The 24716-nt window shown below is 56.8% G+C and carries 20 protein-coding genes; 18 read left to right on the top strand and 2 right to left on the bottom strand.

Features of this window, described 5'->3' with window-relative positions; translation table 11 throughout:
• Positions 1 to 53 precede the first annotated feature (53 nt).
• Complete coding sequence (locus tag AC6ROY_RS23355; RefSeq protein WP_500102984.1) at positions 54 to 1352, bottom strand: alpha-glucosidase/alpha-galactosidase; 1299 nt, start codon at positions 1350 to 1352, stop codon at positions 54 to 56.
• Positions 1353 to 1590: 238 nt separating this feature from the next.
• Between AC6ROY_RS23355 and AC6ROY_RS23350 the strand changes: the two genes are divergently transcribed.
• The 3 genes from AC6ROY_RS23350 to AC6ROY_RS23340 all read left to right on the top strand — a co-directional run bounded on the left by AC6ROY_RS23350 (position 1591) and on the right by AC6ROY_RS23340 (position 4255).
• Positions 1591 to 2466: an AraC family transcriptional regulator gene (locus AC6ROY_RS23350; RefSeq protein WP_500102977.1), complete on the top strand. Its 876-nt coding sequence runs from the start codon at positions 1591 to 1593 to the stop codon at positions 2464 to 2466.
• A gap of 18 nt (positions 2467 to 2484) precedes the next feature.
• Complete coding sequence (locus tag AC6ROY_RS23345; RefSeq protein WP_500102976.1) at positions 2485 to 3519, top strand: FUSC family protein; 1035 nt, start codon at positions 2485 to 2487, stop codon at positions 3517 to 3519.
• 493 nt (positions 3520 to 4012) lie between these two features.
• Complete coding sequence (locus tag AC6ROY_RS23340; protein ID WP_500102975.1) at positions 4013 to 4255, top strand: hypothetical protein; 243 nt, start codon at positions 4013 to 4015, stop codon at positions 4253 to 4255.
• Positions 4256 to 4273: 18 nt separating this feature from the next.
• Here AC6ROY_RS23340 and AC6ROY_RS23335 read toward each other — a convergent pair whose 3' ends face one another.
• Complete coding sequence (locus AC6ROY_RS23335; protein ID WP_500102974.1) at positions 4274 to 4771, bottom strand: GtrA family protein; 498 nt, start codon at positions 4769 to 4771, stop codon at positions 4274 to 4276.
• Between the two features lie 208 nt (positions 4772 to 4979).
• On the opposite strand from AC6ROY_RS23335, the gene AC6ROY_RS23330 reads away from it, so the two are divergent.
• The 15 genes from AC6ROY_RS23330 to adhE all read left to right on the top strand — a co-directional run bounded on the left by AC6ROY_RS23330 (position 4980) and on the right by adhE (position 24681).
• A complete protein-coding gene (locus tag AC6ROY_RS23330; RefSeq protein ID WP_500102973.1) occupies positions 4980 to 6155 on the top strand; it encodes a hypothetical protein in 1176 nt (391 codons plus the stop codon).
• A 20-nt stretch (positions 6156 to 6175) separates the two neighbouring features.
• Positions 6176 to 7729 (top strand): glycan biosynthesis hexose transferase WsfD, encoded by a 1554-nt coding sequence (gene wsfD, locus AC6ROY_RS23325; protein WP_500102972.1) that lies wholly within the window; start codon positions 6176 to 6178, stop codon positions 7727 to 7729.
• A gap of 65 nt (positions 7730 to 7794) precedes the next feature.
• Complete coding sequence (wsfD, locus tag AC6ROY_RS23320; RefSeq protein ID WP_500102971.1) at positions 7795 to 9315, top strand: glycan biosynthesis hexose transferase WsfD; 1521 nt, start codon at positions 7795 to 7797, stop codon at positions 9313 to 9315.
• A 15-nt stretch (positions 9316 to 9330) separates the two neighbouring features.
• On the top strand, positions 9331 to 10953 hold the full coding sequence (locus AC6ROY_RS23315) for a hypothetical protein (RefSeq protein ID WP_500102970.1): 1623 nt from the start codon (positions 9331 to 9333) through the stop codon (positions 10951 to 10953).
• Positions 10950 to 12200 carry a glycosyltransferase family 2 protein gene (locus tag AC6ROY_RS23310; RefSeq protein WP_500102969.1) on the top strand — a complete coding sequence of 417 codons (1251 nt, stop codon included), beginning with the start codon at positions 10950 to 10952 and terminating at the stop codon, positions 12198 to 12200. The genes AC6ROY_RS23315 and AC6ROY_RS23310 overlap by 4 nt, the downstream gene beginning before the upstream one ends.
• 28 nt (positions 12201 to 12228) lie before the next feature.
• Positions 12229 to 14379, top strand: coding sequence for a cellulose biosynthesis cyclic di-GMP-binding regulatory protein BcsB (locus AC6ROY_RS23305; protein WP_500102968.1), 2151 nt, complete (start codon positions 12229 to 12231; stop codon positions 14377 to 14379).
• Positions 14376 to 15230: a diguanylate cyclase domain-containing protein gene (locus tag AC6ROY_RS23300; protein WP_500102967.1), complete on the top strand. Its 855-nt coding sequence runs from the start codon at positions 14376 to 14378 to the stop codon at positions 15228 to 15230. The genes AC6ROY_RS23305 and AC6ROY_RS23300 overlap by 4 nt, the downstream gene beginning before the upstream one ends.
• A 217-nt stretch (positions 15231 to 15447) precedes the next feature.
• Positions 15448 to 16485 (top strand): CapA family protein, encoded by a 1038-nt coding sequence (locus AC6ROY_RS23295; RefSeq protein WP_500102966.1) that lies wholly within the window; start codon positions 15448 to 15450, stop codon positions 16483 to 16485.
• A 308-nt stretch (positions 16486 to 16793) separates the two neighbouring features.
• Positions 16794 to 17318, top strand: coding sequence for a DUF8832 domain-containing protein (locus AC6ROY_RS23290; RefSeq protein WP_500102965.1), 525 nt, complete (start codon positions 16794 to 16796; stop codon positions 17316 to 17318).
• A gap of 211 nt (positions 17319 to 17529) precedes the next feature.
• Positions 17530 to 19953 (top strand): heavy metal translocating P-type ATPase, encoded by a 2424-nt coding sequence (locus tag AC6ROY_RS23285; RefSeq protein ID WP_500102964.1) that lies wholly within the window; start codon positions 17530 to 17532, stop codon positions 19951 to 19953.
• Between the two features lie 23 nt (positions 19954 to 19976).
• The gene (locus tag AC6ROY_RS23280; RefSeq protein WP_500102963.1) at positions 19977 to 20627 is read left to right on the top strand and encodes a TVP38/TMEM64 family protein; all 651 of its coding nucleotides are present in this window, start codon (positions 19977 to 19979) and stop codon (positions 20625 to 20627) included.
• 84 nt (positions 20628 to 20711) lie between these two features.
• A complete protein-coding gene (locus AC6ROY_RS23275; RefSeq protein WP_500102962.1) occupies positions 20712 to 21008 on the top strand; it encodes an ABC transporter permease in 297 nt (98 codons plus the stop codon).
• 159 nt (positions 21009 to 21167) lie between these two features.
• Complete coding sequence (locus AC6ROY_RS23270) at positions 21168 to 21701, top strand: hemerythrin domain-containing protein (protein ID WP_500102961.1); 534 nt, start codon at positions 21168 to 21170, stop codon at positions 21699 to 21701.
• Positions 21702 to 21755: 54 nt separating this feature from the next.
• Positions 21756 to 21905 (top strand): hypothetical protein, encoded by a 150-nt coding sequence (locus AC6ROY_RS23265; RefSeq protein ID WP_500102960.1) that lies wholly within the window; start codon positions 21756 to 21758, stop codon positions 21903 to 21905.
• Positions 21906 to 22071: 166 nt separating this feature from the next.
• On the top strand, positions 22072 to 24681 hold the full coding sequence (gene adhE, locus AC6ROY_RS23260) for a bifunctional acetaldehyde-CoA/alcohol dehydrogenase (RefSeq protein ID WP_500102959.1): 2610 nt from the start codon (positions 22072 to 22074) through the stop codon (positions 24679 to 24681).
• Positions 24682 to 24716 lie beyond the last annotated feature (35 nt).

The following is a 24716-nucleotide window of genomic DNA, read 5'->3' as shown; positions in this document are numbered from 1 at the left end:
CTGTTTTTGCTTGAAGATATAGAATTTATAAGTTTGCCGCTTACGCCTTGTGATTAGTTGTAGCTGGGCAGCCAGCTGCCATGCGCTTCGATCAGGTCGTCGCACATCGCGACAATTTCGTCGATGGACAGCTCGGCGGCCGTATGCGGGTCGAGCAGCGCCGCATGGTAAATATGCTCCTTTTTGCGTGTGATGGCGGCCTCCAGCGTAAGCAGCTGGGTGTTGATATTGGTCCGGTTCAACGCAGCCAGCTGCGGCGGCAGGTCGCCTACATAGGTCGGCGTGACACCGTTGCTGTCCACCAGACACGGCACCTCGACGCAAGCTTCCTTCGGCAGATTGGGAATAAGCCCGGTGTTCATGACGTTGCCGCCAATTTTAAACGGCTCGTTGGTTTCCATCGCATGCAGCATGTAGGAAGCGTATTCATTCGAACGTGTATGCTGCAACGACTTGTTGTGAACAAGCTCCTCGCGCATCGTCCTCCAACGCTCTATCTGGTTGACGCAGCGGCGCGGATACTCGTCCAGCGGAATGTTCAGCTGCTCGATTAGCTCCGGGTAATTTTTCTTGATAAAATACGGATGATACTCCGCATTATGCTCGCTTGACTCGGTCATATAGTAGCCGAAGCGGAACATCAGCTCGAAGCGGACCATATCCGCATGCTTCTCCTGCTGCTTCTTGGCGGCGAGACGTTTAATTTCCGGGTACAAATCGACGCCGTCGCGGGTACATTCCAGCAGCCAGGCCATGTGGTTGATTCCGGCAATTTTCGTCCGTACGCCAGCCGGGTCAAGCCCCAGGCTTGCAAACAGATGCGGCATGCACACCTGAACGCTATGGCAGAGGCCGATGGTCTTGACGCCGCCATACGTAGTCATCGCATGGGTCAGCACAGCCATCGGGTTCGTATAGTTCAGGAACCAGGCGTCAGGGCATACCTCCTGAATATCCCGGGCGAAGTCCAGCATGACCGGAATCGTGCGCAGGCTGCGGAATAGGCCGCCGATGCCGAGCGTGTCCGCAATCGTTTGGCGCAAGCCGTATTTTTTCGGAATTTCAAAATCGGTAATGGTGCAAGGATCGTAGCCGCCGACCTGGATCGCGTTGATCACGTACTTCGCCCCGCGCAGAGCTTCCTTGCGGTCGCTGTAAGCCTTCACCGTGCAGCCGCTGCCGATTGCGGCCTTGAGGTTATTCAGCATGAGCTCGGAATCCTTCAGCCGCTCGGCGTCAATATCAAACAAGGCCAGCTCAAATTGCTGCAACGAAGGGGTGAGCATGCAATCGCCAAGCACGTTTTTGGCAAATACGGAGCTGCCTGCGCCGATAAATGTAATTTTGTCCATCATGATTACGTCCTCTCGCTATGGAATGACAGGAATACGTCTTGCTTCTGACTATAGCCGATTCGTCGGGAGAGGTATATGGAGAGAAGCCACTTGCATACGGACATTTGTAGGATAATTCACGTTTGATCCATTGGCGTTCACCGCTGTAATGTCTTATTGCTACCCGAAAAAAAGGCAGGTATAATCGCAAGAGACAGTTGGAGGATTCTTATGGACAAAAGGAGGTTTTCTGCACATGTCCCATATCGAATACGATGTAGCCTTTAACCCCTCGCCAGGCAAGGGCGAGCTGACGGTGCTGTTCAGCGGACATGCCCAGACGCAGCCCGGCCATCGGGTCGGTCCCCAGGTGCTGGACTATTACCTGGTTCACACGGTTGCAGCCGGGCAGGGGACGTTTCGCTGCCGGCATACGGACTATTTGCTCGGACCCGGACATAGCTTTGTTATTTTCCCCGGCGAGCTGGTTCGATACGATTGCGTGGATGAAAATCCGTGGAAGTACCACTGGATTGCATTTAAAGGTCCGCGCGCGGAGGAGCTGCTCAGCTCCTGCGGCTTGACCCGCCATGCGCCTACGGCTTTGTCGGCGCGGCCCCGAAGGATGCTGGGGTTGTACCGGCGGCTGGAGCAATCGCTGCGGACGGAGGGGCAGATGCAGAAGGAGCTGGCGTCCGGTGGCGTGCTGCGCCTGATCTTGGCTGAATATTTGTCGGCTTCTTCGATGGGCGAGGTGCGTAAGGAAGAAGGCTCCGTGATGGAGCGGCAAATCGAGCAGGCAATCCGCTGGCTGACGATGCAATATTACCAGCCGATCTCCATCGAGCACATGGCCCGTTCCTTGGGCTATCACCGCACCCATTTGTCCAAAATGTTCAAGCAGCATACCGGCCTGTCGCCGATGCAATATTTGTTGAAGGTGCGGATGGAGCGGGCCAAGCTGCTGCTGCAGGAGGCGCTGCCGATTGAGCAGGTAGCATCCTCTACCGGGTTTACCGACCCGCTGTATTTTTCCAAGCAATTCAAAAAAAGCTACGGACTTTCACCGTCCGAATACCGACAGACGCTGCGTAATCCTTACGATTGCAGCGATGCCGGCTCAACGATGTAGACGCAGGAGGAGATGGGCGTGGCGTTCGGCGCACGTATGCTCAAGACCGGCTTGGCCGTTACCTTGACCTTATATTTTAATTCTTTTTTTCTTCACTTCCCGTCTCCGGTCATCGCGGCGGTCGCAGCCATGTTCGCGATGCAGCCGACGATTTACCGCTCGTGGCGGCATTTCCTGGAGCAGCTTCAGGCGAATACACTTGGCGCGGTGCTGGCGATGGTGGCGGGGATGTATTTCTCCAAGGACCCGTTTGCGATCGGCCTGGTCTGTATTCTGGTCATTATGATCTGCTTGAAGCTGAAGATGCGGGACAGCATCGGCTTGACCTTGGTCACCGTCATTGCGGTCATGGAGGCGTCGGGGCAGTGGGAATTTGCGCTGAGCCGTTTCGTGCAAATTCTCATCGGGATCGCCACGGCGTCGGTCGTTAACATTTTTTTCCTGCCGCCGCGTCCCCGCGAGCAGTTCGTCACCCAGATTCAGAGCGTCTTTACCAAGCTGTCGCTGCTGCTGCGCACCGCGATTTCGAATGAAATCAAGGAAAATATTTTCCGGGATGAGAAAAAAGAGCTGGAGGATTCCTTGAAGTCGCTCGGCGAGAAGTTCAAGCTTGTGGAGGAGGAGTACAAGAAGCTGAAGGGCAACCAGTTCAGCAAAATCCGCGACCTCGTCGTTTACCACCAGATGCTTATCGCGCTGCGGAAAGGCGTGGATGTGCTGAATGCCGTGGAGGAGCACTATTTCCAGGCCGATCGCGACAAGCAGGATGACGCCGAGTTCGACCGCCAGATGGAGCGGCTAAGCAAATTCCATGAGCATGTGCTCCTGAAATTTGACGAGAAGCTCAAGGAAACCGATCCGCCCGAGGCCCAGCTGATGGAAGCCGAAAGCTCCCGCTTTTTGCGCGAGCAATTGCACAGCTCCGCCGAGCAGCCGGACGACAGGCTGCGACTGCATATCGTCGCTTCAGCCTTGTATGATTACAGCTACCAGATCGGCCGGCTGGACAAACTGGTCGAGCAGTATCATCGGGGCGGGGAAGAGAGGAAGTAAAGGGGACGGGTAAGGGGGTGTAATGGTACAAACGGAATGCCCCCTGCTGCCGTTTCATTCACCAACTGGGTAATAAGGAAGCAGCCATGGTATAATTTTAGCGGTGGTGCTTACACGACTATACGGGGAACGAATTGACTACGGAAACGCCGATCATGGCACTTATAGAGGAATAGAAGTGTAATTGCTTATGAACAGGAGAAGTGCGATGATCAACCAAACACTATTGAGTCTTCTATCTGAAGAGATGAACATGGGGCTTAAGGGGGGGGCTGTATCATCAGACCCAAATTAAGCTGGCTTATAATTCCAACCGCATCGAAGGCAGTCGGTTATCGGAGGAACAGACACGTTACATTTTTGAAACCAACACGATAAATGTAAGGCAAGAAGAAGCAGCAAGTGTTGACGGTATTGTAGAGACGGTAAACCACTTTGCATGCTTTGACTATATGTTGAAACTTGCACATGAAGATTTGTCGGAGGAAATGATATGGACGGCAACGGCCGGGTCGGCCGGATCATCATGTTTAAGGAATGTCTGAAGCATAACCTGGTGCCCTTTATTATTGACCATGAGCACAAATTGTTTTACTACCGTGGTTTGAAGGAATACCGTTCAGAGAAAGGGTACTTGATGGATACCTGCCTGTCGGCTCAAGATCGTTACGAGGAGCTGGTTCCGGAGCTTAGGCGTTCCATGCAGGAGCCGAAGGGTCCCTTACCGGGAGAGTAGATCATGAGTTCCCCCGCGTCATTTCCCCACCCGAAACACCACATACCGCTGCCCCGCATAATTCAGCACGGTATACAGCACATTCCCCAGAATCACGGCGACGGTGTGGCTGTGGATGGCCGCCCAGGCTGGCAGCCCTTCCTCCAGCCAGCCGGTCAGCAGGCTGCTGCCGGAGTAGGCAAGCAGGTAACAGCACGACAGAACTGCGGCAAATGTCACGATGCCTGTAGCGTGCGGAGCCTGGCTGCGGAAGGTGAAGGCCCGGTTCAGCACATAGCTGACGCATGCGCCGAAGACGGTGCCGATCAGTGTTGAGGTCCAGTAATCAAGCTTGGCGAGATGAAGCAGCAGCAGCGTCACGGACAAACCAACGGCAGTATTCAGCAAGCCGACGAGCAGAAAGCGGAATAAACTCGATGTGAAAAATGAGATCAGCACAGCGACAAATGCTCCTTTGGATGAATGAGATGGATAAAATTCGACAAAATGCGTGAATTGGCGGGTTCGCTTTCCCATGCCTAATATTAGCACCTGAGAAAATCCGGAATGTATGGTAAACTGGATATTAGGTGTATTTAAACATAACATACATGCGCTGAAAAGTTGACTCTAAAATAATAATCGACAAATCGATAAAATTCGAAACTTGGTGTATTCTGTATTTGTAGGACTAAAGATCTATATTTCGACAAAATGAGGATGTCCAGGAGGAGCTAGGCCGAACATGGGCAAACGGATCGTAGCCGGCTTGTGCAGCGTGCTGCTGGTACTCACGCTGGCGGCGTGCGAGGCGGCCGGTACCGGCAAGTCCGGGATAGAGAAACCTGAGATAGAGAAGCCTGAGATAGAGAAATCCGGGACGGAGGTCAGGCCGCTCCTCCCCGGTCAGTCGTATGGAAACGACCCTCTGCTGCAGACGCGTCGCGATGCGCTGGAAGCATTTATCCAAGGGAGGCTGACAGGACCTTACGGGGTCTATACGAACCTGCTGGAGACGGATCAGTCGGCAGAGGCGGCGACCGGGCATGAGGTGCTCAGTGAATCGGCGGGCTTCCGGATGCGCTATTATGCACGGACCGGGCAGCGGCAGAGGTTTGATGCGGAGTGGGCGCGCGCGAAGCGGATTTTTGACCTGCCGAGCGGGTTCAGCTACCGCTACAGCCCGCTGCATAACAAAACGTATCCCGTCAACGCGGCCGTGGATGACCTGCGAATCATCCGCAGCCTGCATGAGGCGGGCAGCAAGTTTCAGGATGCGGCCTACACGGCGGAAGCGGAGACTTACGGACAGCGTTTCTATGCGCACAATGTGAAGGACGGGCGGCTTGTTGATTTTCATGACTACCAGGCGCAGGTGACCAATTCATTTATTACGTTGTGTTACATTGATTTGAGGTCGCTTGAACTGCTGCCGGCAAACGCCAAGTCCAAGGCTGCGTTGATGTCCCGTATGTTGGGTATTAGTAAGGGAGGGTATCTGGGCGACAGCTTTCCGTTCTATGAAACCCGTTATGATTATAAGACGGAGCGGTATGCGTCAGAGCAAATCAATACGGTTGAATCGCTGCTGACGATCCTTGCTTTGGCTGAGGTGAGGGGACATGAGCCGGCCAGCATCCGGTTTGTGAAGGAGCAGGTGAGCGCCGGTACGCTGTACGGAAAGTACACGCGCGAGGGCAAGCCGGCGACGGATATTCGTTCAACGGCCATCTATGCGATCACGGCGATGATCGGCGCGGAGCTGGAGGACCGGGCTTTATATGAGGACAGCATTCGCCGGATGGGCGAGCTTCAGGTGCTGGACGACGCGAGTCCATTGTATGGCGGCTTCGCTGATCCGGTCTCCGGCCAGGCGTATTCCTTCGATAATCTCATGGCTTCGCTGGCATTTGCATATTAAGAGAAAAGAGGGCTTGCCGCATGTCACCGGGTACGGTTTTTCGTTTGATCGCCCGATGGGTGTCGCCTGCGGCAGCTGCGGCTGCCGGGGTGTTCTTGATTACGGTTATGGCATTGTTCGTGCCTCCGTATATCGGTATGGCCGACAACGGAGACTATTTTCGGATTTTATACGGCAACGGGCTTTATTTCAGTGATCCGGCCTATATGAGCAAGTATTTGGGCTACTTTATCAAGGAATACGGCATTCTTCAATATTATGATGAAAACGCGGCGGCGTTGTTTTCCTCCCAAAGCTTGTTTCTCCATCTGGGGCTGCTGCTGAATAAGCTGCTGTACAGTACGACGGTGTTTGATATCCGCTTCCAGGGCTTCATTTATACGCTGCTGTATACAGCGGCTGTCTATTTGCTGGTGGAGGCTGCGACCTGGAAGCTGCCTGCAAAGCTCGGCTATCCGATCGCAGCGCTGGCGGTGTTTATGTTTGCGGATACGGCGTATACGGCGTTTTTTAACTCGTTTTTCAGCGAAAGCGTTGTGCTGATCATGGCGCTGCTGGTCATCGCCTCGGGCTTGCTGCTGTACCGCAAACGGTACAACGATTATGCGATGCTGGCGGTATTTGCGGTCAGCGGTCTGCTCCTGACGACGAGCAAGCAGCAAAATGCTCCGGTGGGCCTGATTATCGCGGTGATGGGCGTGCTGGTGATCTTGATCCGGTCGAGCCGCACCTACCGGGCCGTGGCTTCCGGCGTGCTGGCCAGCTTGCTGGCGGCAGGTATTGGCACCTATGCGCTGATTCCGCATGAGTTTGTACATATCAATAAATACCATGCGATGACGCGCGGAGTTTTGATGAATTCGCATGATCCGGAAGCGACGCTGAAAACGTTCGGAATTGACAAGCAGTACGCCGTGCTGAACCACAGCATTTATTTTGCTCCGCATGCGACAATTGATGTCGATTCGGAGCTGCTGGAGAAGGAGTTTTACAGCCAGTACGGCTTTGTCTCGATTTTGACCTATTATTTAACGCATCCGGATCAAGCAGGGAAAATGCTGAATCTGGCCGCGCAGCAGGGCTTCACGATTCGTCCTCCCGCCATGGGCAATTATGAGGAATCGGCGGGCAAGCCGTTTGCGGCGCAAACGTCGTTTTTCGCCGGCTACAGCCTGTTGAAGGACGCGCTGGCGCCGAAAACGTTCGGCTTCATTCTCATCTGGATGCTGGTGGTGCTTGGGCTGTACACCCCGTCCTTTCTTGCGGGGTTCCGCGCCCGGCATATGCGCCATATGCTGCGGCTGTCGCTGGTTGCGATGATGATGATGGTCGGACTGTCGGGGATCGCGGTGTCGATCATCGGGGCGGGGGACGCGGATTTGTCCAAGCATGAATTTCTGTTCACGACCTGCTTCGATCTGATCACCTTCATCGTTGCTGCCGATGTGCTCGGGCGCAGGCTCTGGGGCAAGGAGGAGCTGGAGCCGGTCCCCGAAGAGGAGCCGGACGAGGTTGAAGCGGACTATGAAGATGAAGAGGATGCGCAGCTGGCGAAACAAAATATTGGCACCTGAGAAAAGTCGGCGTGTATGGTAAAATGGTCTAATCTGTGATAAGGAAGAGAAAGAGGGCTTGCTCCATGTCACCGGGTTCGATTTTGCGTTTCCTCGCCCGCAGGGTGTCGCCTGCGACAGCTGCGGCTGCCGGGGTGTTCTTGATTACGATCATGGCGCTGCTGGTTCCTCCGTATATCGGCATGGCCGACAACGGGGATTTTTCACGGATTTTATATGGCAATGGTCTTTATTTCAGCCTGCCGGATTATAAAAGCCGGTTCCTTGGTTATTTTGTCAAGGATTATGGCATTGTTCAATATTATGACGAGTACGGAGACGCTTTATTTTCCTCGCAGAGCTTGTTTATTTATGTATCGCTGCTGCTGAACAAGCTGCTGTACAGCTCAACGGCGTTTGATATTCGCTTTCAGGCGTTCGTCTACACCATGCTGTACACGATAGCGGTTTACTTGCTGGTGGAGGCTGCAACCTGGAAATTGTCTTGGAAGGTGGGCTACCCGCTGGCTGCCTTGGCCGTATTCCTGTTTGCCGATACGGCGTACACGTCGTATTTCAACTCCTTTTTCGGTGAAAGCGTTGTGCTGATCATGGCGCTGCTTGTCCTGGCTTCCGGGCTGCTGCTGTACCGTAGACGCTACAATGATTATGCGATGCTTGCCGTATTTGCGGTCAGCGGGTTGATCCTCACGATGAGCAAGCAGCAAAATGCGCCGGTCGGCCTGGTCATTGCGGTGATGGGCGTGCTGCTGATCTTTATTCGCACAAGCCGCACGTACCGGCTGCTGGCGGCTTGCATGCTGACGAGTATGCTTGCGGCTGGAATCGCGACCTATGTGCTCATCCCGAAGGAATTTGTTCATATGAACCAATACCATGCGATGACGCGCGGGATTTTGCTGGATTCGCACGACCCGGAGGCGACGCTGAAATCGTTCGGAATTGACAAGCAATATGCGATGCTGAATGGCAGTATTTACTTTCGGTCGTATGCAACGGTTGATATGGACTCCGAGCTGCTGGACAAGGAATTTTACAGCCGGTATGGCTTTGTTTCGATACTCGCTTATTACATTACGCATCCGGATCAGGCTGGGAAAATGCTCAATCTGGCCGCCCAGCACGGCTTTACGATCCGTCCGCCCGCGATGGGCAACTACGAGCTGGAGGCGGGGAAGCCGTTCGGGGCGCAAACGTCTTTTTTCTCCGGCTATAGCCTCCTGAAGGACGCGCTGGCGCCGAAAACGTTCGGCTTCATCTTGCTCTGGATGCTGCTGGTGCTCGGGCTGTACATGCCGTCCTTTCTCGCCGGCGTTCGCGCGCGGCACAGCCGCCATATGCTGCGGCTATCGCTGATGGCTATGATGATGCTGGTCGGATTGTCGGGCATCGTCGTGTCGATTATCGGGGCGGGAGACGCGGATTTGTCCAAGCATGAATTTTTGTTCACCACCTGCTTTGATCTGGTTTCCTATGTCACCGCTGCCGATGTGTGCGGACTGCGGCTCTGGAGCAAGGAGGAGCTGGAGCCTGTCGCGGAGGAGCTGCCGGAGGACGAGGAGGAAGCGGAGGAGGCGTACAACTAGACAGGAGGGGAGCGTATGCTGCGCAGAACGATAACGATGCTTTGTCTGCTGCTCGCGTGCGGCCTGTTTATCGCTCCGATGGCTCCGGGCCGGACCGTGCAGGCGGCTGAACTCGCCGGTGCGGCGAATGCGGGGAATAGCAGCGCCGCCGCAGGGAGCGAAGCGAAGAAGCCCAAGCAGGTGCTGGTCATCTATGACAGTCTGGCGTTAGGCACGAAAGCCGAGGGCAATATCGAGGCGCTGCAGCGGCTGCTTGCGTCGTTCCAGGCCCAGGTGACGCTGCACTCGTTCGACCAGTACAAGCCCGGGATGCTCGGCGGCTTCGACGGCGTGATCGAGCTGCGCAACCGGCGGGATTTGCCGCAGCTGCCGGCAGGCTATGCGCAGGAGCTTGCCGCCTATGCAGGCAAGTACCTGCATATCGGAGCCTTTCTGCCCGAGCAGGCGGCGCAGGCGCTGGAGCTGCAGGAGGAGCCCGGCGGCCGCGACACGGCGAAGCTGACGATCGGTCAGCTGTCGCAGGCGGGGATTGGCGTCGAGGCGATGCCGTCGATCACGCATTTCGCGGGCCAAGCGTACGGGACGTGGACCTCCGGTCTGCGGTCGCAGACATCGCCGTACGGCGTGCTGAACGGCCGCTTTGCCTATGTGCCCCAGATGGAGAAGGGCAATCTGAGCGAGCTGGCCATCGCTTACCTGCTGAAGGACTGGCTGTCCGTCGAAGGGCAGGGCCGCTATTATGCGGCGTTCCGGGAAGTCTATCCGTTCTCGGACCTCGGGCTGCTCAAGCGGATGGCCGACCAGCTGTATGAGGCGGGCATTCCGTTTATCGTCAGCGCCGCCCCGGTGCTGGAAAACTTCGACTATCCGGCCGTAAGGAGATATTTGGAAACGCTCAAGTATGTGCAGTCCCGCAATGGCAGCATCGTGGTGAACGCGCCGTTTGTGGCGATGAGCCTGAACCATGATATCAAGACGCTGAAAAGCCTGATGGCGACCTTTATCCAGGTGCTGGCCGATTACGGGATTGCGCCGCTGGGGGTCGGGGCGGAGATGTATTGGACGTATGACGAGCACTATGCGACGCGGGGCCTTACTTTTTTTGACTCAATGCTGATGTTTCCGAATGAGCGGATTTTATATCAGGCGCGGACGGACAAGTCAAGCGCGATGGCGTCTACGTTGTACACGCTGCCCTTCGGAGAGCTGAAGCGCTTCGGGCAGACGACTACGCGGATCGAGCCGCTGCCGATGAATACTGCGCTTGTGCTTGACATGCCGCAGGACGAGCAGCAGCTGAAGGAGACGCTGGAGGCGCTCAAGGGCGATTGGAGGGCGTATGCCGATTACAAGCTTGCCGCTCATGAAGTCCGTACCGACAGCTACGAGATTCGCTCCCGGCAGGGCGCGCTGCAGATCAACGGACGGACGCTCGTGCTGAACAAGGCGTTTAACGAGGTGGACGCGCAGCATACCTACATTCAGGAGGGGCCGCGCACGCTGGATGAGCTGTTTACCGTGCAAAATAACATTTTTATTGCATTAATTGCATCGACATTAGTTATTTTTGCCGGCTTCCTCGTCATCGGATACCGGCTGTACAAACGCAAATATATCCACTCGGAGCGAAAACTATGACTCTTGCCGATTTGTTTATGCTTGTTTCCGTCATGTGTATCTGGTCACTGCTGCTTGTGAATGTTGTGCTGATTGTGGCCGGTTACTTGTATTACATTCAGTTGGAAAATCAGGATGTCCCCGAGCTGGAGGGGGAGGCGCCGTTTGTGTCGATCATGGTGCCGGCGCATAACGAAGCGAAGGTCATCGTGAAGACGGTGGAGTCGCTGCTGGCGCTGCAATATCCGCGGGACCGCTACGAAATTATCGTCATCAACGACAACTCCTCGGATGACAGCAGCGTGCTGCTCGGCAAGCTGCAGGCGAAGCACCCGGAGCGCAATCTGATCGTGCTGAACACGGACGCGGTTACCGGAGGCAAAGGGAAGTCCAACGCGCTCAATCTGGGCTTCGGCCTGAGCCGCGGTGAGCTGATCGCGATCTACGATGCCGACAATACGCCGGAGCGCAAGGCGCTGCTGTACCTCGTCTCGGAAATTGCGCATGATGCCAAGCTGGGCGCGGTGATCGGCAAGTTCCGGACGCGGAATCGCGACGCCAATCTGCTGACCCGGTTTATCAACATTGAGACGTTATCGTTCCAGTGGATGGCGCAAGCAGGCCGCTGGAAGCTGTTCAAGCTGTGCACGATTCCCGGTACGAATTTCATTATGCGGCGCGAGATTATTGAACGGATCGGCGGCTGGGACGTGAAGGCGATCGCCGAGGATACCGAGATCAGCTTCCGGATTTATATGATGGGCTACAAAATCAAATTCCAGCCGAAGTCGGTCACCTGGGAGCAGGAGCCGCAGACGCTCAAGGTTTGGTTCAAGCAGCGGACACGGTGGGCCAAGGGCAACATCTATGTGATCGTCAAAAATATCCCGCGGCTGTTTGATCCGAAGGCCAGGCTGATCCGGTTTGATATTTTGTATTTTCTGTCCATTTACTTTTTGCTGCTGACCTCGCTTATTACATCGGACCTGCTGCTTGTGCTGAACGCGCTCGGGTATATTACGACGACCATTGCAAGCTTCAGCTCGTTTCTGTGGCTGCTGGCGATTACGCTGTTTATTGTCGGCACGTTTATTACGCTTGTCACCGAGAAGGGCGAGATGCGGCTGTCCAATGTATGGATCATTATGCTGATGTATATTTCCTATTGCCAGATGTGGATGGTCGTAGCCGCTTACGGCATGTATACTTACCTCAAGGATGTTATATTCAAACGGGAAGCCAAGTGGTATAAAACCGAGCGCTTCTAAATCGCTTCCAAGGCAGGAGAGAAGACTTGTGAACAAACGATTGCTGACCATTGCTCTGCTCTGCTTCGCTTTGCTGCTGCCGCCGGGCGTTCGTGCGGAAGGCGCAGAGGCAGGGGCCGCCGTCCGGAAAACGTATGGTACGATGCTGAATACCGCTTCGCTCATTGGCGGGGGCAGCTCGGCGCAACAATTTTTCCAGGTCGAAGATTACTGGAAGGTGGAGGCGGTCCAGATTCAGCTGGACTACAAGGCTTCGCAGCTGACGAACGGAGAACGCTCCAGCGTGACGCTGCTGCTGAACGGCACCCCCTTTCATTCCTTCCGACCGGTGATGGGGGATGCGGACAAGCAGCAGCTGACGATCAGCGCGCCGACCTCGCTGCTGATCGAAGGCGGCAATACGCTGACGATCCAAGGCTCTCTGGAGACGACGAATCCGGCAACGCAGCTTGCTTGTTTACCGACCGATATGCGCAACAATTGGCTGCAGGTGTTCGATACGTCGCGTATTGCGGTCCAATATGCCAATGAAGCGATGAAGGACAGCATTCAGGACTTTAACCGCCATTTTATCGGACTCGATACGGTGGATGAAGGGCTGAATGCAGTTGCGGTGTCGGAGCGCGGCGATGTGGCTGAGCTGGAGGCAGCTACCTACGCATTGTCCGGCTTTGCCAAGGCCAACAAGCTTAAGGGGAAAACGATCCCGCTGGTGCAATACGGCGCTGAGCAGGTGAAGGGCAAGCAGGCTGTTGTGCTGTTTGCGCTCTATGACAACCTGCCGAATGAGCTGAAGGCGCCGCTGAGCACGTCCGAGCTGCAGGACAAGGCGCTGATCCAACTGGTGAACGCGGGCGCGCAGCCGACGCTGGTCGTGACATCGCGTGATGCGGCGATGCTGGCGAAGGCGGGACGGCTCGTAGCCAATCAGTCGCTGCTGGAGCAAATGAGTGCGAATACGAAGCTTGTGGATGCGACGACTGAGGTTGCGACGCCTGCGGTCAATGTCAGCCGCAATGTCACATTGACCGAAATCGGCGATAAGCTGACCGGCTCGATGCACAGGGAAAAGACTTATTTCGTTGCGCTGCCGGGCAACCGTTCCGTTGCGGACGCCAGCAAGCTCAGCCTTAATTTCCGCTATGCGAAAAATCTCGATATGAGCCGTTCGATGGTAACGGTGCTGATCGACAGGACGCCGATTGGCAGCAAGAAGCTGTCTGCCGAGCTGGCGGATGGGGACCATCTGACATTGCCGGTGCCGAAAAATTTGAACATCTCCGGCAATTTCTCGGTAACCGTTGCGTTTGACCTGGAAATTCCGAATAATAGCGGCTGTATTGAAAATCAGGACCAGATGCCGTGGGCCTTCGTCGAAAAGGACTCGATGCTGCAGCTGAATACGAAGGACCGGGCGGATCTGCTGTTTAATAACTATCCGTATCCGTTTCTGCGGGACGGCAGCTATAACCAGATTGCCGTTGTGCTGCCAAGCAAACGCGAGACCTATACGTACCAGACGCTGACCAGCCTGTTTAACCTGCTCGGCCAATATGCGCAGACGAATACAGGCGAGGTCCGTTTTTATGGGGATGAAGCCGGGGCCACGGAGCTGAAGGGCAGACAAGTCGTGGCCATCGGCAGCTACCAGGACAACAAGGTGATCCGGGAGGCCAACGACAAGCTGTACTTCCGGTATGGCGCAGGCGGAGCCGGATTTCTGTCGAATGAAAAGATGAGCATCGAGACGGAATACGGGAAGCGAATCGGGTCGCTGCAGCTGATCGACTCGCCGTATGAAAATGGCTACGGGCTGCTGGCGGTTACGGGCAGCAGCCCGGAATATACGTATTTGGCCTCCAAGCTGATCGCCACCGAGGGGACGCTGTGGAAGGTGTTCGGCGATGGCGTCGTCACGGACAAGGATGGCAATACACAGGCGTTCCGGTTCAAAAAGCTGGCCGAGGCCGAGCCGTCTTCGCTGATGAGCGATGTGCTGGCGCGCAAGGATGTACTGGGCTTCACGATTGCAGCGGCGCTGGTCATGGTGCTGGTGCTTGTGTCTCTGATTATGATGATCCGCAAGCATAGGAAGCGAACTTCGAGGTCGAAGCCGAAGACGGGTACGAAAACGAATACCGACACGAATACGACGACGAGGCGGGGGCGGAGACGATGAGACGGTTGCAAGGCGGCACGGTATCGGACGGAGCATTTTTGCTGCTGTTCATCGCCTGCTTTATCAGCATCGTGTTTATAGCGGCGGACCCGAATTTGTACATCCAGAACATTATTTTTCTGAATCTGGCGTTTCTGATCGCCGTCATCACTTATTTCACCAGCGTGACGACAGGCTTGATTCTGAATATTTTGTTTGTGTTCGGCTACGGGACGTTCACGTTGTACCAAACTGTCGTGGCCGGAGGAACGATTGCGACGCAAAACTACTTCTGGCTGATCATGACGCCTTTGTTTACGATTGCGACATGGTTGTTTACAATGGCGAACAAGCAGCTTCAAACGGAAAATGAGGAGCTCAAAAAAGCGAACGCCTCGCTGGCGACGGTAGATGAGACGACGAGCTTGAAAAATACGTTGTCCTTCCAAAACGATGCGACCGTATTTATGGCGCTGTCCGTCCGCTACAACATGCCGCTGACGCTGCTGGTGCTTAGTGTCAAGTATTGGGACGAGATCAGGCGGATGATCAGCGAGGAGAAGCTGATGGAGGCGGTGCACGATCTGTCGCAAATTAACCAGACGAGCATCCGGACGAATGATTCGCTTTACATGCTGAACCGCGAAAATCCAACCTGGGGGATGCTGCTGTTCACCGACCGCGAAGGAGCCAACTTTGTTATCGACCGGCTGAAAAATCGCGTCGATGTGCTGAATACGACGGAATACGCGCAGAAATACAAGGTGGAGCTGGTGTTGAAAATCGGCGCGATCGAATACGACAAGGAAACGATCCCGACGCCGATCGCGTTTATCGCCCAGGCGAAAAAGCAGCTGGAATTCGATGTCTAGTGGGCTTCGGGGAGTATAGGCCGTAATGGCGCATAAGTAACGGAAGGAGCCTTCATTTCCAGGGTAGACGGAGATGAAGGCTGTTTGGCGTTTCAGCTGTTTCTGCTTCCGCGGCGCCGCTTTTCAGCGCGTTCCTGGTGTGCTGTTCGCTGCTGCCTATGGCGGGAACGGGAGCTGCCGAAACGGAATAAGATAAAGCCGGGAGGAGGAACGCCTGATGTCCACCATTGCGCAAATTGCCGCTGTCGGCGATATTTTGATCTCTTCGTCCATTGTGAATGCGGCCCGTCGCACGGATGCGGACGGTTACGATTTCGCTCCGCTGTTCCGTTATGTCGCGCCGCTGCTGCGGCAGGCGGATTTGACGATCGGCAATCTGGAGGTGCCGCTCGGCGGGAAGCAGAGCCGGTTTACGTACCGCCATCCGCGTACCGGGTTTTATACGTTTCACGCGCCTGAGCGGCTCGCTTCCGATTTGCGGGAGGCGGGCTTTGACGTGCTTGTGACGGGCAATAATCATTGTCTGGACCGGGGAACCGAGGGCTTGATCCGCACGCTGAATGTGCTGGACCAGGCGGGTGTGGCGCATACCGGAACCTTTCGCAGCGAAGCGGAGGCCAGGCAGCCGTTATTGCTCGACGTGAAGGGTATAAGGATCGGGATACTGTCCTATTCGAAAAGCACCAACAAGCTGCCGCTGGCGCGCGAGCAAGCGTGGATGGTCAATCTGCTGAACGAGGAGCAGATGCTGCGTGATCTTGCAGCCGTCCGTCGGCAGGCGGACTATACGATTGTATGTCCGCATTTCGGCAAGGAATATACCCATGAGCCGGTAGCCGTGCAGAAGCGGATTGTCCGTATGCTGCAGCGGGGCGGGGCCGATCTGGTGCTGGGCGCGCACCCGCATGTCGTGCAGCCGGTCGTGCATGCTCCCGGCGGACAGGCGGCGGCCTATTCGCTCGGCAATTTCGTCTCGACGACGCTAATGGGCCGTCCCGCCACGCGCCATGGGCTGCTGCTGCTGGCTACGCTGGAAAAGGATGAAATCGGCACCCGGCTGCGTCAGCTGGATTACGTGCCGACCTGGGTGCGCCGCGTCCGTACGAAGGCCGGAACGGCTTATGAAGTGCTGCCGGTGCGCGAGCTGATCACCGCAGGACGCGAGCTCCCGGCGTCCATGAGCGCTGCTGAACGCAAGTCCATGCTGCGCGCGGCCCGGCAGACGATGCAGATCGTGCAGCGGCGCGTGAAATAAGCAGAGGATACGTGCGCAGGGGTGAGCATGTTGTGCGTGTGAAAGAAGCAGAAGGTACGTGTACGGGGAGAGCGCGGAACGTGCGTGTGGAATAAGCAGAAGGTACGTATACGGGGAAAGCGCGGGTCGTGCGTGTGAAGGAAGCGGAGGCATGGTGGCTCAGGCTCAGGCTGTCGGCTGACGGAATTTGGCTAGCGCCGGTCCGCGTATGGGGCTGACGGCAATTGGGCAGGAGCCGGTCCGCGTATGGAGCTGACGGTATTTGGCCGACACTGGGAGCGTAGACCATGTTCACGAGGGGGCGCGTTATGAGGCAATGGGGATGGAGTCGGCTGACGATTGCGGTGCTCCTGGCAGGCTTGCTGGCAAGCTTACTGGCCGGGCTGCTGACAGGTTGGCTGGCGGGGAATCGGCCGCAAGCCGTCGAAACGGGCAGCCGCCGCGCGGCGGAACCGTCTGACCCGCCCGGGCAAGGTCAGGGGGCCGGGTATCGTCCGGATACCGGCTCCTTGACGGGAGCAGCTGTACAGTGGGGTTTAGCGCCGGAGCGGCCGATAGCGGGACAAGCTGTGAAGGTGACCATACAGCTGCTTGACGGGCAGCAGCGCCCGCTCAGGCGGCTTGAGCTGCGCCATGAGCTGCCGCTGCATCTGATTGTGGTCAGCAAAGACCTGAGCTATTACGACCATCTGCACCCGGCTGAGCGCGGCAATGGACGTTATGAGCTGGAGGTGATCTTGCCTGCAGCAGGCGAATACCGGCTGTTTGCCGACTTTATGCGGTATGGCGGCGGCCGCGAGGTGCATGCTTATTCGGTGCAGGCGGGGGGCTAGCAGCTAGCGGCGGAGCGGTCCGTTTAATCGCGATGAGAGACGGTGCGCTGGAAAACTGCCCTGTTTTCCGGACGTCGTACTTAAACTTGTGCGTATTCTGGGCTGATGGTGTCGTACCGGGCTGGTCGCCGTTTCGGTTGACATACGGGTGGGGGGTATAATATGATGAAGTCATCATTCAAGTAAAGCCGGGCAAATAGGAGTGGTAGTGATGACAACCGCCGGACAGCGTCAAGAGACGTGGCAAGTAACAGGCATGACCTGCGCTGCGTGTGCGACCCGGATTGAGAAAGGCTTAACGAGGCTGGAGGGGGTTTCCGTCGCGACGGTAAATTTGGCTCTGGAGCAAGCCTCGGTGACTTATGATCCTGCGCTTACGGATCGGAGCCGGGTGGAAGGGAAAATCGAAGCGCTTGGTTATGGCACGGTGCAGGAGAGCGCCGAGCTTCAGATCGGCGGGATGACGTGCGCCGCTTGCGCGACCCGGATCGAAAAGGGCTTGCATAAGCTGCCGGGCGTAAACCGGGCGACGGTTAACCTTGCGCTGGAAACAGCTTACGTGGAATACAATCCGGCGCAGACAGGAGTATCCGATGTCGTGAAGAAGGTTGCCCAGCTCGGCTATGAGGCAGCTCCCAAGCAGGAGGAGCAGGAGCCGCAGCAGCGCAAGGCGGCGGAAATCGGGCGGCAGAGGCGCAGACTGCTCGTCTCCGCGCTGCTCTCTCTGCCGCTGCTCTGGGCCATGGTGAGCCATTTCGCCTTCACCTCGTTTATTTGGCTGCCGGAGCTGTTTATGAACCCGTGGTTCCAGCTTGTGCTGGCTACGCCGGTTCAGTTTGTCATCGGCTGGCCCTTCTACGTGGGCGCGTATAAAGCACTGCGCAACGGCAGTGCGAATATGGATGTGCTGGTTGCGCTTGGCACTTCGGCTGCTTATTTGTACAGCTTGTATTTGACGTTTGAAAACGCACTGGCAGGTCACGGACACGGCGCCGGGTATTATTATGAAACGAGCGCTGTGCTCATTACGCTGATTTTGCTTGGTAAGCTGTTTGAAGCGCTGGCCAAGGGCCGGTCATCCGAAGCGATTCGTACCTTGATGGGCTTGCAGGCGAAAACAGCGCGAGTCATCCGCGACGGACAGGAGCTGCAGCTGCCGATCGGCGACGTCGTGGTCGGTGACAGGCTGCTTGTCAAGCCGGGGGAAAAAATTCCGGTGGACGGCATCGTGGAGGAGGGAGCCTCCTCCATTGATGAGTCGATGCTGACGGGCGAGAGCCTTCCGGTGGAGAAGAAGCCCGGCGACAAGGCGATCGGCGCGACCATCAACAAAAACGGCTCGCTTCGCATTCGTGCGACGCAGGTCGGCAAGGATACGGCGCTGGCGCAAATTATCCGGGTTGTCGAAGAAGCGCAAAGCTCCAAAGCGCCGATTCAACGGGTAGCCGATGCCATTTCCGGCATCTTCGTTCCGATTGTGGTCGGGATCGCGGCGCTGACGTTTGTCAGCTGGTATTTTGTCATTGGAACAGGCGGGTTTGCGGATGCGCTGGAGAAGGCGATTGCCGTGCTGGTCATTGCATGCCCATGCGCCCTCGGTCTGGCTACACCGACCTCGATTATGGCCGGATCAGGGCGGGCGGCTGAGCTGGGCATTTTGTTCAAGGGCGGAGAGCATCTGGAGGCAGCCCACCGGATCGACACGGTTGTCGTGGATAAGACGGGAACCGTGACGAAGGGCAAGCCGGCCTTAACGGATGTTCGCATCAGCCGCGGGCAGGACGAGCAGACGCTGCTGTCCTGGGTAGGAGCGGCGGAACGCTCTTCGGAGCATCCGCTTGCCGAAGCGATTGTCGCAGGTATTATGGCGCGCGGTATTCAACTGGCGGCACATACGGACGGGTTCGAGGCGATCCCCGGCTATGGGGTACGGGCGGTCGTGGAGGGCCGGGAGCTGCTGATCGGCACCCGCAGGCTGATGGAGAAGGCTGGCGTTGACGCGCAACCGGCTTATACGGACATGAGCGCTTTGGAGGAAGAAGGGCGGACCGTCATGCTGATTGCCGTCGATGGCGATTATGCCGGGATGGTTGGCGTTGCGGATACGATCCGCGATACCTCGCGTGAAGCCGTGGCGCGCTTGCAGCGCGAAGGCATCGAGGTACTGATGATGACCGGCGACAATGAGCGGACGGCGCGGGCGATTGCGGCGCAAGCGGGCATAGCGCATGTGCTGGCTGAGGTGCTGCCGGAGGGCAAGGCGCTGGAGGTGAAGAAGCTGCAGGACGCCGGGCGCAAGGTGGCGATGGTCGGGGACGGCATCAATGATGCGCCAGCGCTGGCGACGGCGGATATCGGCATGGCGATCGGCACCGGGACGGATATCGCGATGGAAGCGGCCGATGTGACCTTGATGCGCGGCGACCTGACAGGCATTTCCGATGCGATTGGCCTGAGCCGCAGGACGATGCGGAACATTCGTCAAAATTTATTTTGGGCGCTCGCCTACAACGTCGTCGGCATCCCGATTGCGGCGCTGGGTTTCCTGGCTCCGTGGCTTGCAGGCGCAGCGATGGCGCTCAGCTCGGTGTCCGTAGTGCTGAACGCGCTGCGGCTGCAGCGCATGAAGCTGTAGTGCGGCGGAAAGGAGCCCTGCTTGTGAAGCCTGTGCTGCTGCTGCTCGGTTATGTGCTGCTGATCGCCGCCGGCCTGCTGTATAAGCAGGAGCTTGCGGCCTGGCTAGCGGCCGGCGACAGCGCTGACCTGCCGCTGCTGCTGCTGTTGTCGGTGCTGCTTGCTCTTGTGCCGGTCATTCCGTTTGGCGTTGTGGGCGGCGTGATGGGAGCCAAGTACGGCGTGGCGGTCGGGTCTCTGCTGAACGTAGCCGGGTCCTCGATTGCCGCTGTGCTGATGCTGCTGCTCGTCCGCCTCTTGTTTCGCGAGCAGGGACGGAGCTACTTGGCCAGGTTTCGGCAGGTGGAACGATTTACCGTGATGTTTGAGCGTCATCCGTTTATCGGGGTGCTGGTAGCGCGTCTGCTGCCATTTGTTCCCGCTCCGGTCGTCAATATTTATTCGGCGTTGAGCCTTATTCCGGTTTGGCTGTTTGCCGCGGCGACGGTGCTCGGCAAGGTGCCGGTGATGCTCGTATTTGCCATTGTGGGCGACACCGTGGCAGCCGAGCCGGGTCAGGCCGCTGCTGTGCTGCTGATTTATTCTGCGTTTCTCGGCGTTGTTATGCTCGGCTACCGGCTTCGGCTGCGCCAAATGAAAGCGGTCGAGCGCGGCGGGAACGATGACCGAATGTGAGCTTCATCATCGGACGCGGGCTTTCCAGCGACAGCGAATTCCCGATATAATAGAGCGGGAGTTTGATGAGGAGGTCCGGGGAAGGTGACCCTGTTGCTAGCGTTAGATCAGGTAGTCAAGCGGCGTTATGAAGCGCCGGCTACTCAGCGATACGGTCTGGTTTATGGGCGAAGGACGGCTGCTGGAGCAGACCGCTCGGCGCGACTGCCCGGCATGATCGTTGCAGGCGCCGACCCTATTGAAACGGTCCGTTATCAGCTGCTCATTATGTTTATTCTTGCGGCGTCGGCGGCGCTGACGGCCATATTGCTGAGCTGGCTGAGCCACAAGCTGCGGTTTACCGCCGATTTGCGGCTGATTGCAGCCGATGCCGTCGCTTGAATCCGCAAGCTCCGGCGCCGTTTTCCAGCGGCGCCGGAGCCGGACGCCGAATGGACGCCGAAAGGATATGTCGAATTTGCGACGAGTGACATTTTTCACAGTGAATTCGGCAGCGCAGGATTACAATAAAGATAATTCCAAATCAAGGAGGATTCCGGCATGGAGCTACCGACTGTGGAAATGATGCAAAGCGCCCGCCCGACTCAGTTTATGGAGATGATAGAGCGGTTGAAGGAAGAGCACGACAACCTGCGTGTGCGACTGACTGACATCCGTCGGCAGGGTGAGGGAGTAACCAGGCTGAGATCCACCGCCGAGGCTGTGACCAGACTCAAGGAGCTGCGCGGCTCCATGGGGCAGCTGATGGATGCGCTGGACTGTCACGCCGGGTGGGAGGAACAGGAGCTATTCCCGCTGCTGACCCGTTATTTCAATAAAGTGCAGGGGCCGTCGATCATGCCGTCAATCTGGGTGATGGAGAAGGATCATGAGCTTGCGCACATGTTTGTTACGTCTTTCTACGAGGCAGTGGATCAGCTTGTCCTAGAAGGTGAAAAAATTCACATAAAGGCGGCGGCTTCACATCTCGTTCAGGCTTGCCTTATTTTGAGCGAGCATTTGAATTTGGAGGAAGAGGTTGTTTACCCGATGGCCGATCAGATTTTGCAGGATATCGACCATTTGTTTTCATAGCCCTGTAACCAAGTCCGGGCTTAGGCCCGCAAACCCGATCTGGAGGCGATCCGTATGACATCCGAACCTCAAAACACGATTACTTGTACCTGCTGCGGCAACGTACACGGCCATGGAGATACCGGCACCGCCTGGATTTGCGAGGATTGCCGCGTTTCTCCGGCAGAAGAAGCCGATCCCGGAACGTCGGACGGACTGCGCTAACTGGGGCGGAAGCCTCGGCAAGCCTGTCCGGCTGTAAGGGCTAAGCTGCAAGCCTGCATAGACGACCCGCAGCTTCATCTCAAGTCCGCAAGCAACATGGAGCCCGATCCGGCAATCTGAGGCGAGCTTCAATTCGAAATCGAACCATTTCAGGAGGAGATTAACGATGGCTGTGAAAGAAACGAAGGCTCAGGTACATCCGATTTCGGCGCAAGAGGAAGTGAACCGCCTGGTCAGTCAAGCTTTGCAGGCGCAGCAGGCGTACTTGCAGCTGGATCAGCAGCAGGTTGACCAACTTGTGCAGCAGATGGCGCTGGCCGGTCTGGATCGACACATGGAGCTGGCGAAGCTCGCGTTTGAAGAGACGGGGCGCGGCGTGTACGAGGATAAAATTACGAAGAACATTTTCGCAACGGAATATATTTACCACAGCATCAAGGCGGCGAAAACCGTCGGCACGATTGAGGAAAACCGTTATGAGAATTACCGGCTTGTCGCCGAGCCTGTCGGCGTGATCGCCGGCGTGACGCCAGTGACCAATCCGACGTCAACGACGATGTTTAAGTCGCTCATTGCGGCCAAAACCCGCAACCCGATCATTTTCGCCTTTCACCCGTCCGCACAAAAATCAAGTGTGGCTGCGGCGCGCACGCTGCGCGACGCAGCGGTGCTTGCGGGCGCTCCGGCCGCGTGCGTCCAGTGGATTGAGCATCCTTCCGTCGAAGCGACCCAACTGCTGATGAACCATCCGGACGTTGCGCTTGTGCTGGCGACCGGCGGCTCCTCCATGGTGAAGGCGGCTTACAGCACCGGCAAGCCGGCGCTAGGCGTAGGGCCGGGCAATGTGCCTTGCTTTATTGAGAAGACGGCGGATTTGAAGCAGGCGGTCACCGACCTGATTTTGTCCAAAACGTTTGACAACGGCATGATTTGCGCTTCGGAGCAGGCGGTTATTTTGGAGGAGCCGATCTACGAGCAGGCGAAGAAGCTGATGATCGAATTTGGCTGCTACTTCCTGAACAAGGAAGAAACCGAAGCCGTCTCCAAGCTGGTCATTAATCCGGAGAAATGTGCGGTCAACGCGGTGATTGTCGGCCAGCCGGCTGCCGCCATCGCCAAAATGGCCGGTCTGACGGTGCCGGAGCAAACGAAAATTCTCGTCGCCGAGCTGCAGGGCGTAGGCGAAGCGCATCCGCTGTCGGCCGAGAAGCTTAGTCCCGTGCTTGCTTGCTACAAGGTGAAGAACGCCGAGCAGGGCATCGCCCGGGCAGCCGAGGTCGTTGCTTTCGGAGGAATGGGCCACTCCTCGGTCATTCATTCCAAAAACGATCAGGTCGTGCAAGCCTTTGCCGCGAAGCTCCAGACCGGCCGCGTTATTGTCAATTCGCCTTCGACGCACGGCGCCATCGGCGACATTTACAACACCAACCTGCCGTCGCTGACGCTCGGTTGCGGCTCGTACGGACATAACTCGACGACGGCGAACGTCACGGCGGTCAACCTGTTGAACCTGAAGCGGGTCGCGGAGCGGACGGTCAATATGCAATGGTTCAAGATGCCGCCCAAGGTGTATTTCGAGAAGGGCTCCACGCAATATTTGGAGAAAATGCCGGACATCACCCGCGTCATGATCGTAACCGACCCGATGATGGTCAAGCTGGGCTATGTCGAGCGGGTCGAATATTACTTGCGCAAGCGCCGGACGCCGGTTCATATTGAGGTGTTCAGCGATGTGGAGCCCGATCCGTCCGTGGATACGGTGAATCGCGGCACTGCGATGATGCGTTCCTTCCAGCCGGACTGCATTATTGCGCTCGGCGGCGGCTCGCCGATGGATGCGGCGAAGGCGATGTGGCTGTTCTACGAATACCCGGACACCGACTTCCAGGCGCTCAAGCAAAAGTTTATGGACATCCGCAAGCGCGTGTACAAATACCCGCGTCTCGGCCAGAAAGCGACCTTCGTCGCCATTCCGACGACCTCGGGCACAGGCTCGGAGGTGACCAGCTTCGCGGTCATCACCGATAAAAATCAAGGCAACACGAAATACCCGCTGGCCGATTACGAGCTGACGCCGGATGTGGCGATTATCGACCCGGAATACGTGTACACGCTGCCCAAAACGGCGGTCGCCGATACCGGCATGGATGTGCTGACGCATGCGATTGAAGCTTACGTGTCCGTGATGGCCAATGACTACACCGACGGGCTGGCGATGAAAGCTATTCAGCTGGTGTTCCAGTACCTGGAGGCTTCGTATCAGACGGGCGATCCGCTGGCGCGGGAGAAGATGCACAATGCCTCAACGATCGCAGGCATGGCGTTTGCCAATGCGTTCCTCGGCATCAACCATAGTCTGGCGCATAAATGGGGCGGGCAATACCATACGGCGCACGGCCGCACCAACGCGATTCTGATGCCGCATGTCATTCGCTATAACGCTCAAAAGCCGACGAAATTTGCTTCCTTCCCGAAATACGACCACTTTATCGCCGATGTGCGCTATGCCGAAATTGCCCGGATGCTCGGCTTGCCGGCTCGCACGACGGAGGAAGGGGTGAACAGCCTGATCGACGCGATCCGCAAGCTGAACAAATCGCTCGGCATTCCGGAGAGCTTCCAGGCGATCGGCTTTGATCCGGCTGACTTCGAGTCGAAGGTCGACTATCTCGCGGATCGGGCATTCGAGGATCAGTGTACAACGGCGAATCCTCGCATGCCGCTGGTCAAGGAGCTGGCTGACGTCTACCGCAACGCGTTTTACGGCAAATTTTAAGTCCAAACATCATCATTCAGGTACAACCTGACAGG

It is taken from the genome of Paenibacillus sp. sg306046, assembly GCF_059821225.1.
Note: the sequence above shows the minus strand (reverse complement) of the source record. Positions and strands in the feature narration are given on the sequence as shown.

Bases quoted from the DNA above. Each gene is read 5' to 3' on its own strand.
- AC6ROY_RS23355 (WP_500102984.1), bottom strand. From the start codon at position 1,352: ATGGACAAAATTACATTTATCGGCGCAGGCAGCTCCGTATTTGCCAAA.
- AC6ROY_RS23350 (WP_500102977.1), top strand. From the start codon at position 1,591: ATGTCCCATATCGAATACGATGTAGCCTTTAACCCCTCGCCAGGCAAG.
- AC6ROY_RS23340 (WP_500102975.1), top strand. From the start codon at position 4,013: ATGGACGGCAACGGCCGGGTCGGCCGGATCATCATGTTTAAGGAATGT.
- AC6ROY_RS23335 (WP_500102974.1), bottom strand. From the start codon at position 4,771: ATGGGAAAGCGAACCCGCCAATTCACGCATTTTGTCGAATTTTATCCA.
- AC6ROY_RS23330 (WP_500102973.1), top strand. From the start codon at position 4,980: ATGGGCAAACGGATCGTAGCCGGCTTGTGCAGCGTGCTGCTGGTACTC.
- wsfD (WP_500102972.1), top strand. From the start codon at position 6,176: ATGTCACCGGGTACGGTTTTTCGTTTGATCGCCCGATGGGTGTCGCCT.
- wsfD (WP_500102971.1), top strand. From the start codon at position 7,795: ATGTCACCGGGTTCGATTTTGCGTTTCCTCGCCCGCAGGGTGTCGCCT.
- AC6ROY_RS23315 (WP_500102970.1), top strand. From the start codon at position 9,331: ATGCTGCGCAGAACGATAACGATGCTTTGTCTGCTGCTCGCGTGCGGC.
- AC6ROY_RS23310 (WP_500102969.1), top strand. From the start codon at position 10,950: ATGACTCTTGCCGATTTGTTTATGCTTGTTTCCGTCATGTGTATCTGG.
- AC6ROY_RS23300 (WP_500102967.1), top strand. From the start codon at position 14,376: ATGAGACGGTTGCAAGGCGGCACGGTATCGGACGGAGCATTTTTGCTG.
- AC6ROY_RS23295 (WP_500102966.1), top strand. From the start codon at position 15,448: ATGTCCACCATTGCGCAAATTGCCGCTGTCGGCGATATTTTGATCTCT.
- AC6ROY_RS23290 (WP_500102965.1), top strand. From the start codon at position 16,794: ATGAGGCAATGGGGATGGAGTCGGCTGACGATTGCGGTGCTCCTGGCA.
- AC6ROY_RS23285 (WP_500102964.1), top strand. From the start codon at position 17,530: ATGACAACCGCCGGACAGCGTCAAGAGACGTGGCAAGTAACAGGCATG.
- AC6ROY_RS23270 (WP_500102961.1), top strand. From the start codon at position 21,168: ATGGAGCTACCGACTGTGGAAATGATGCAAAGCGCCCGCCCGACTCAG.
- AC6ROY_RS23265 (WP_500102960.1), top strand. From the start codon at position 21,756: ATGACATCCGAACCTCAAAACACGATTACTTGTACCTGCTGCGGCAAC.
- adhE (WP_500102959.1), top strand. From the start codon at position 22,072: ATGGCTGTGAAAGAAACGAAGGCTCAGGTACATCCGATTTCGGCGCAA.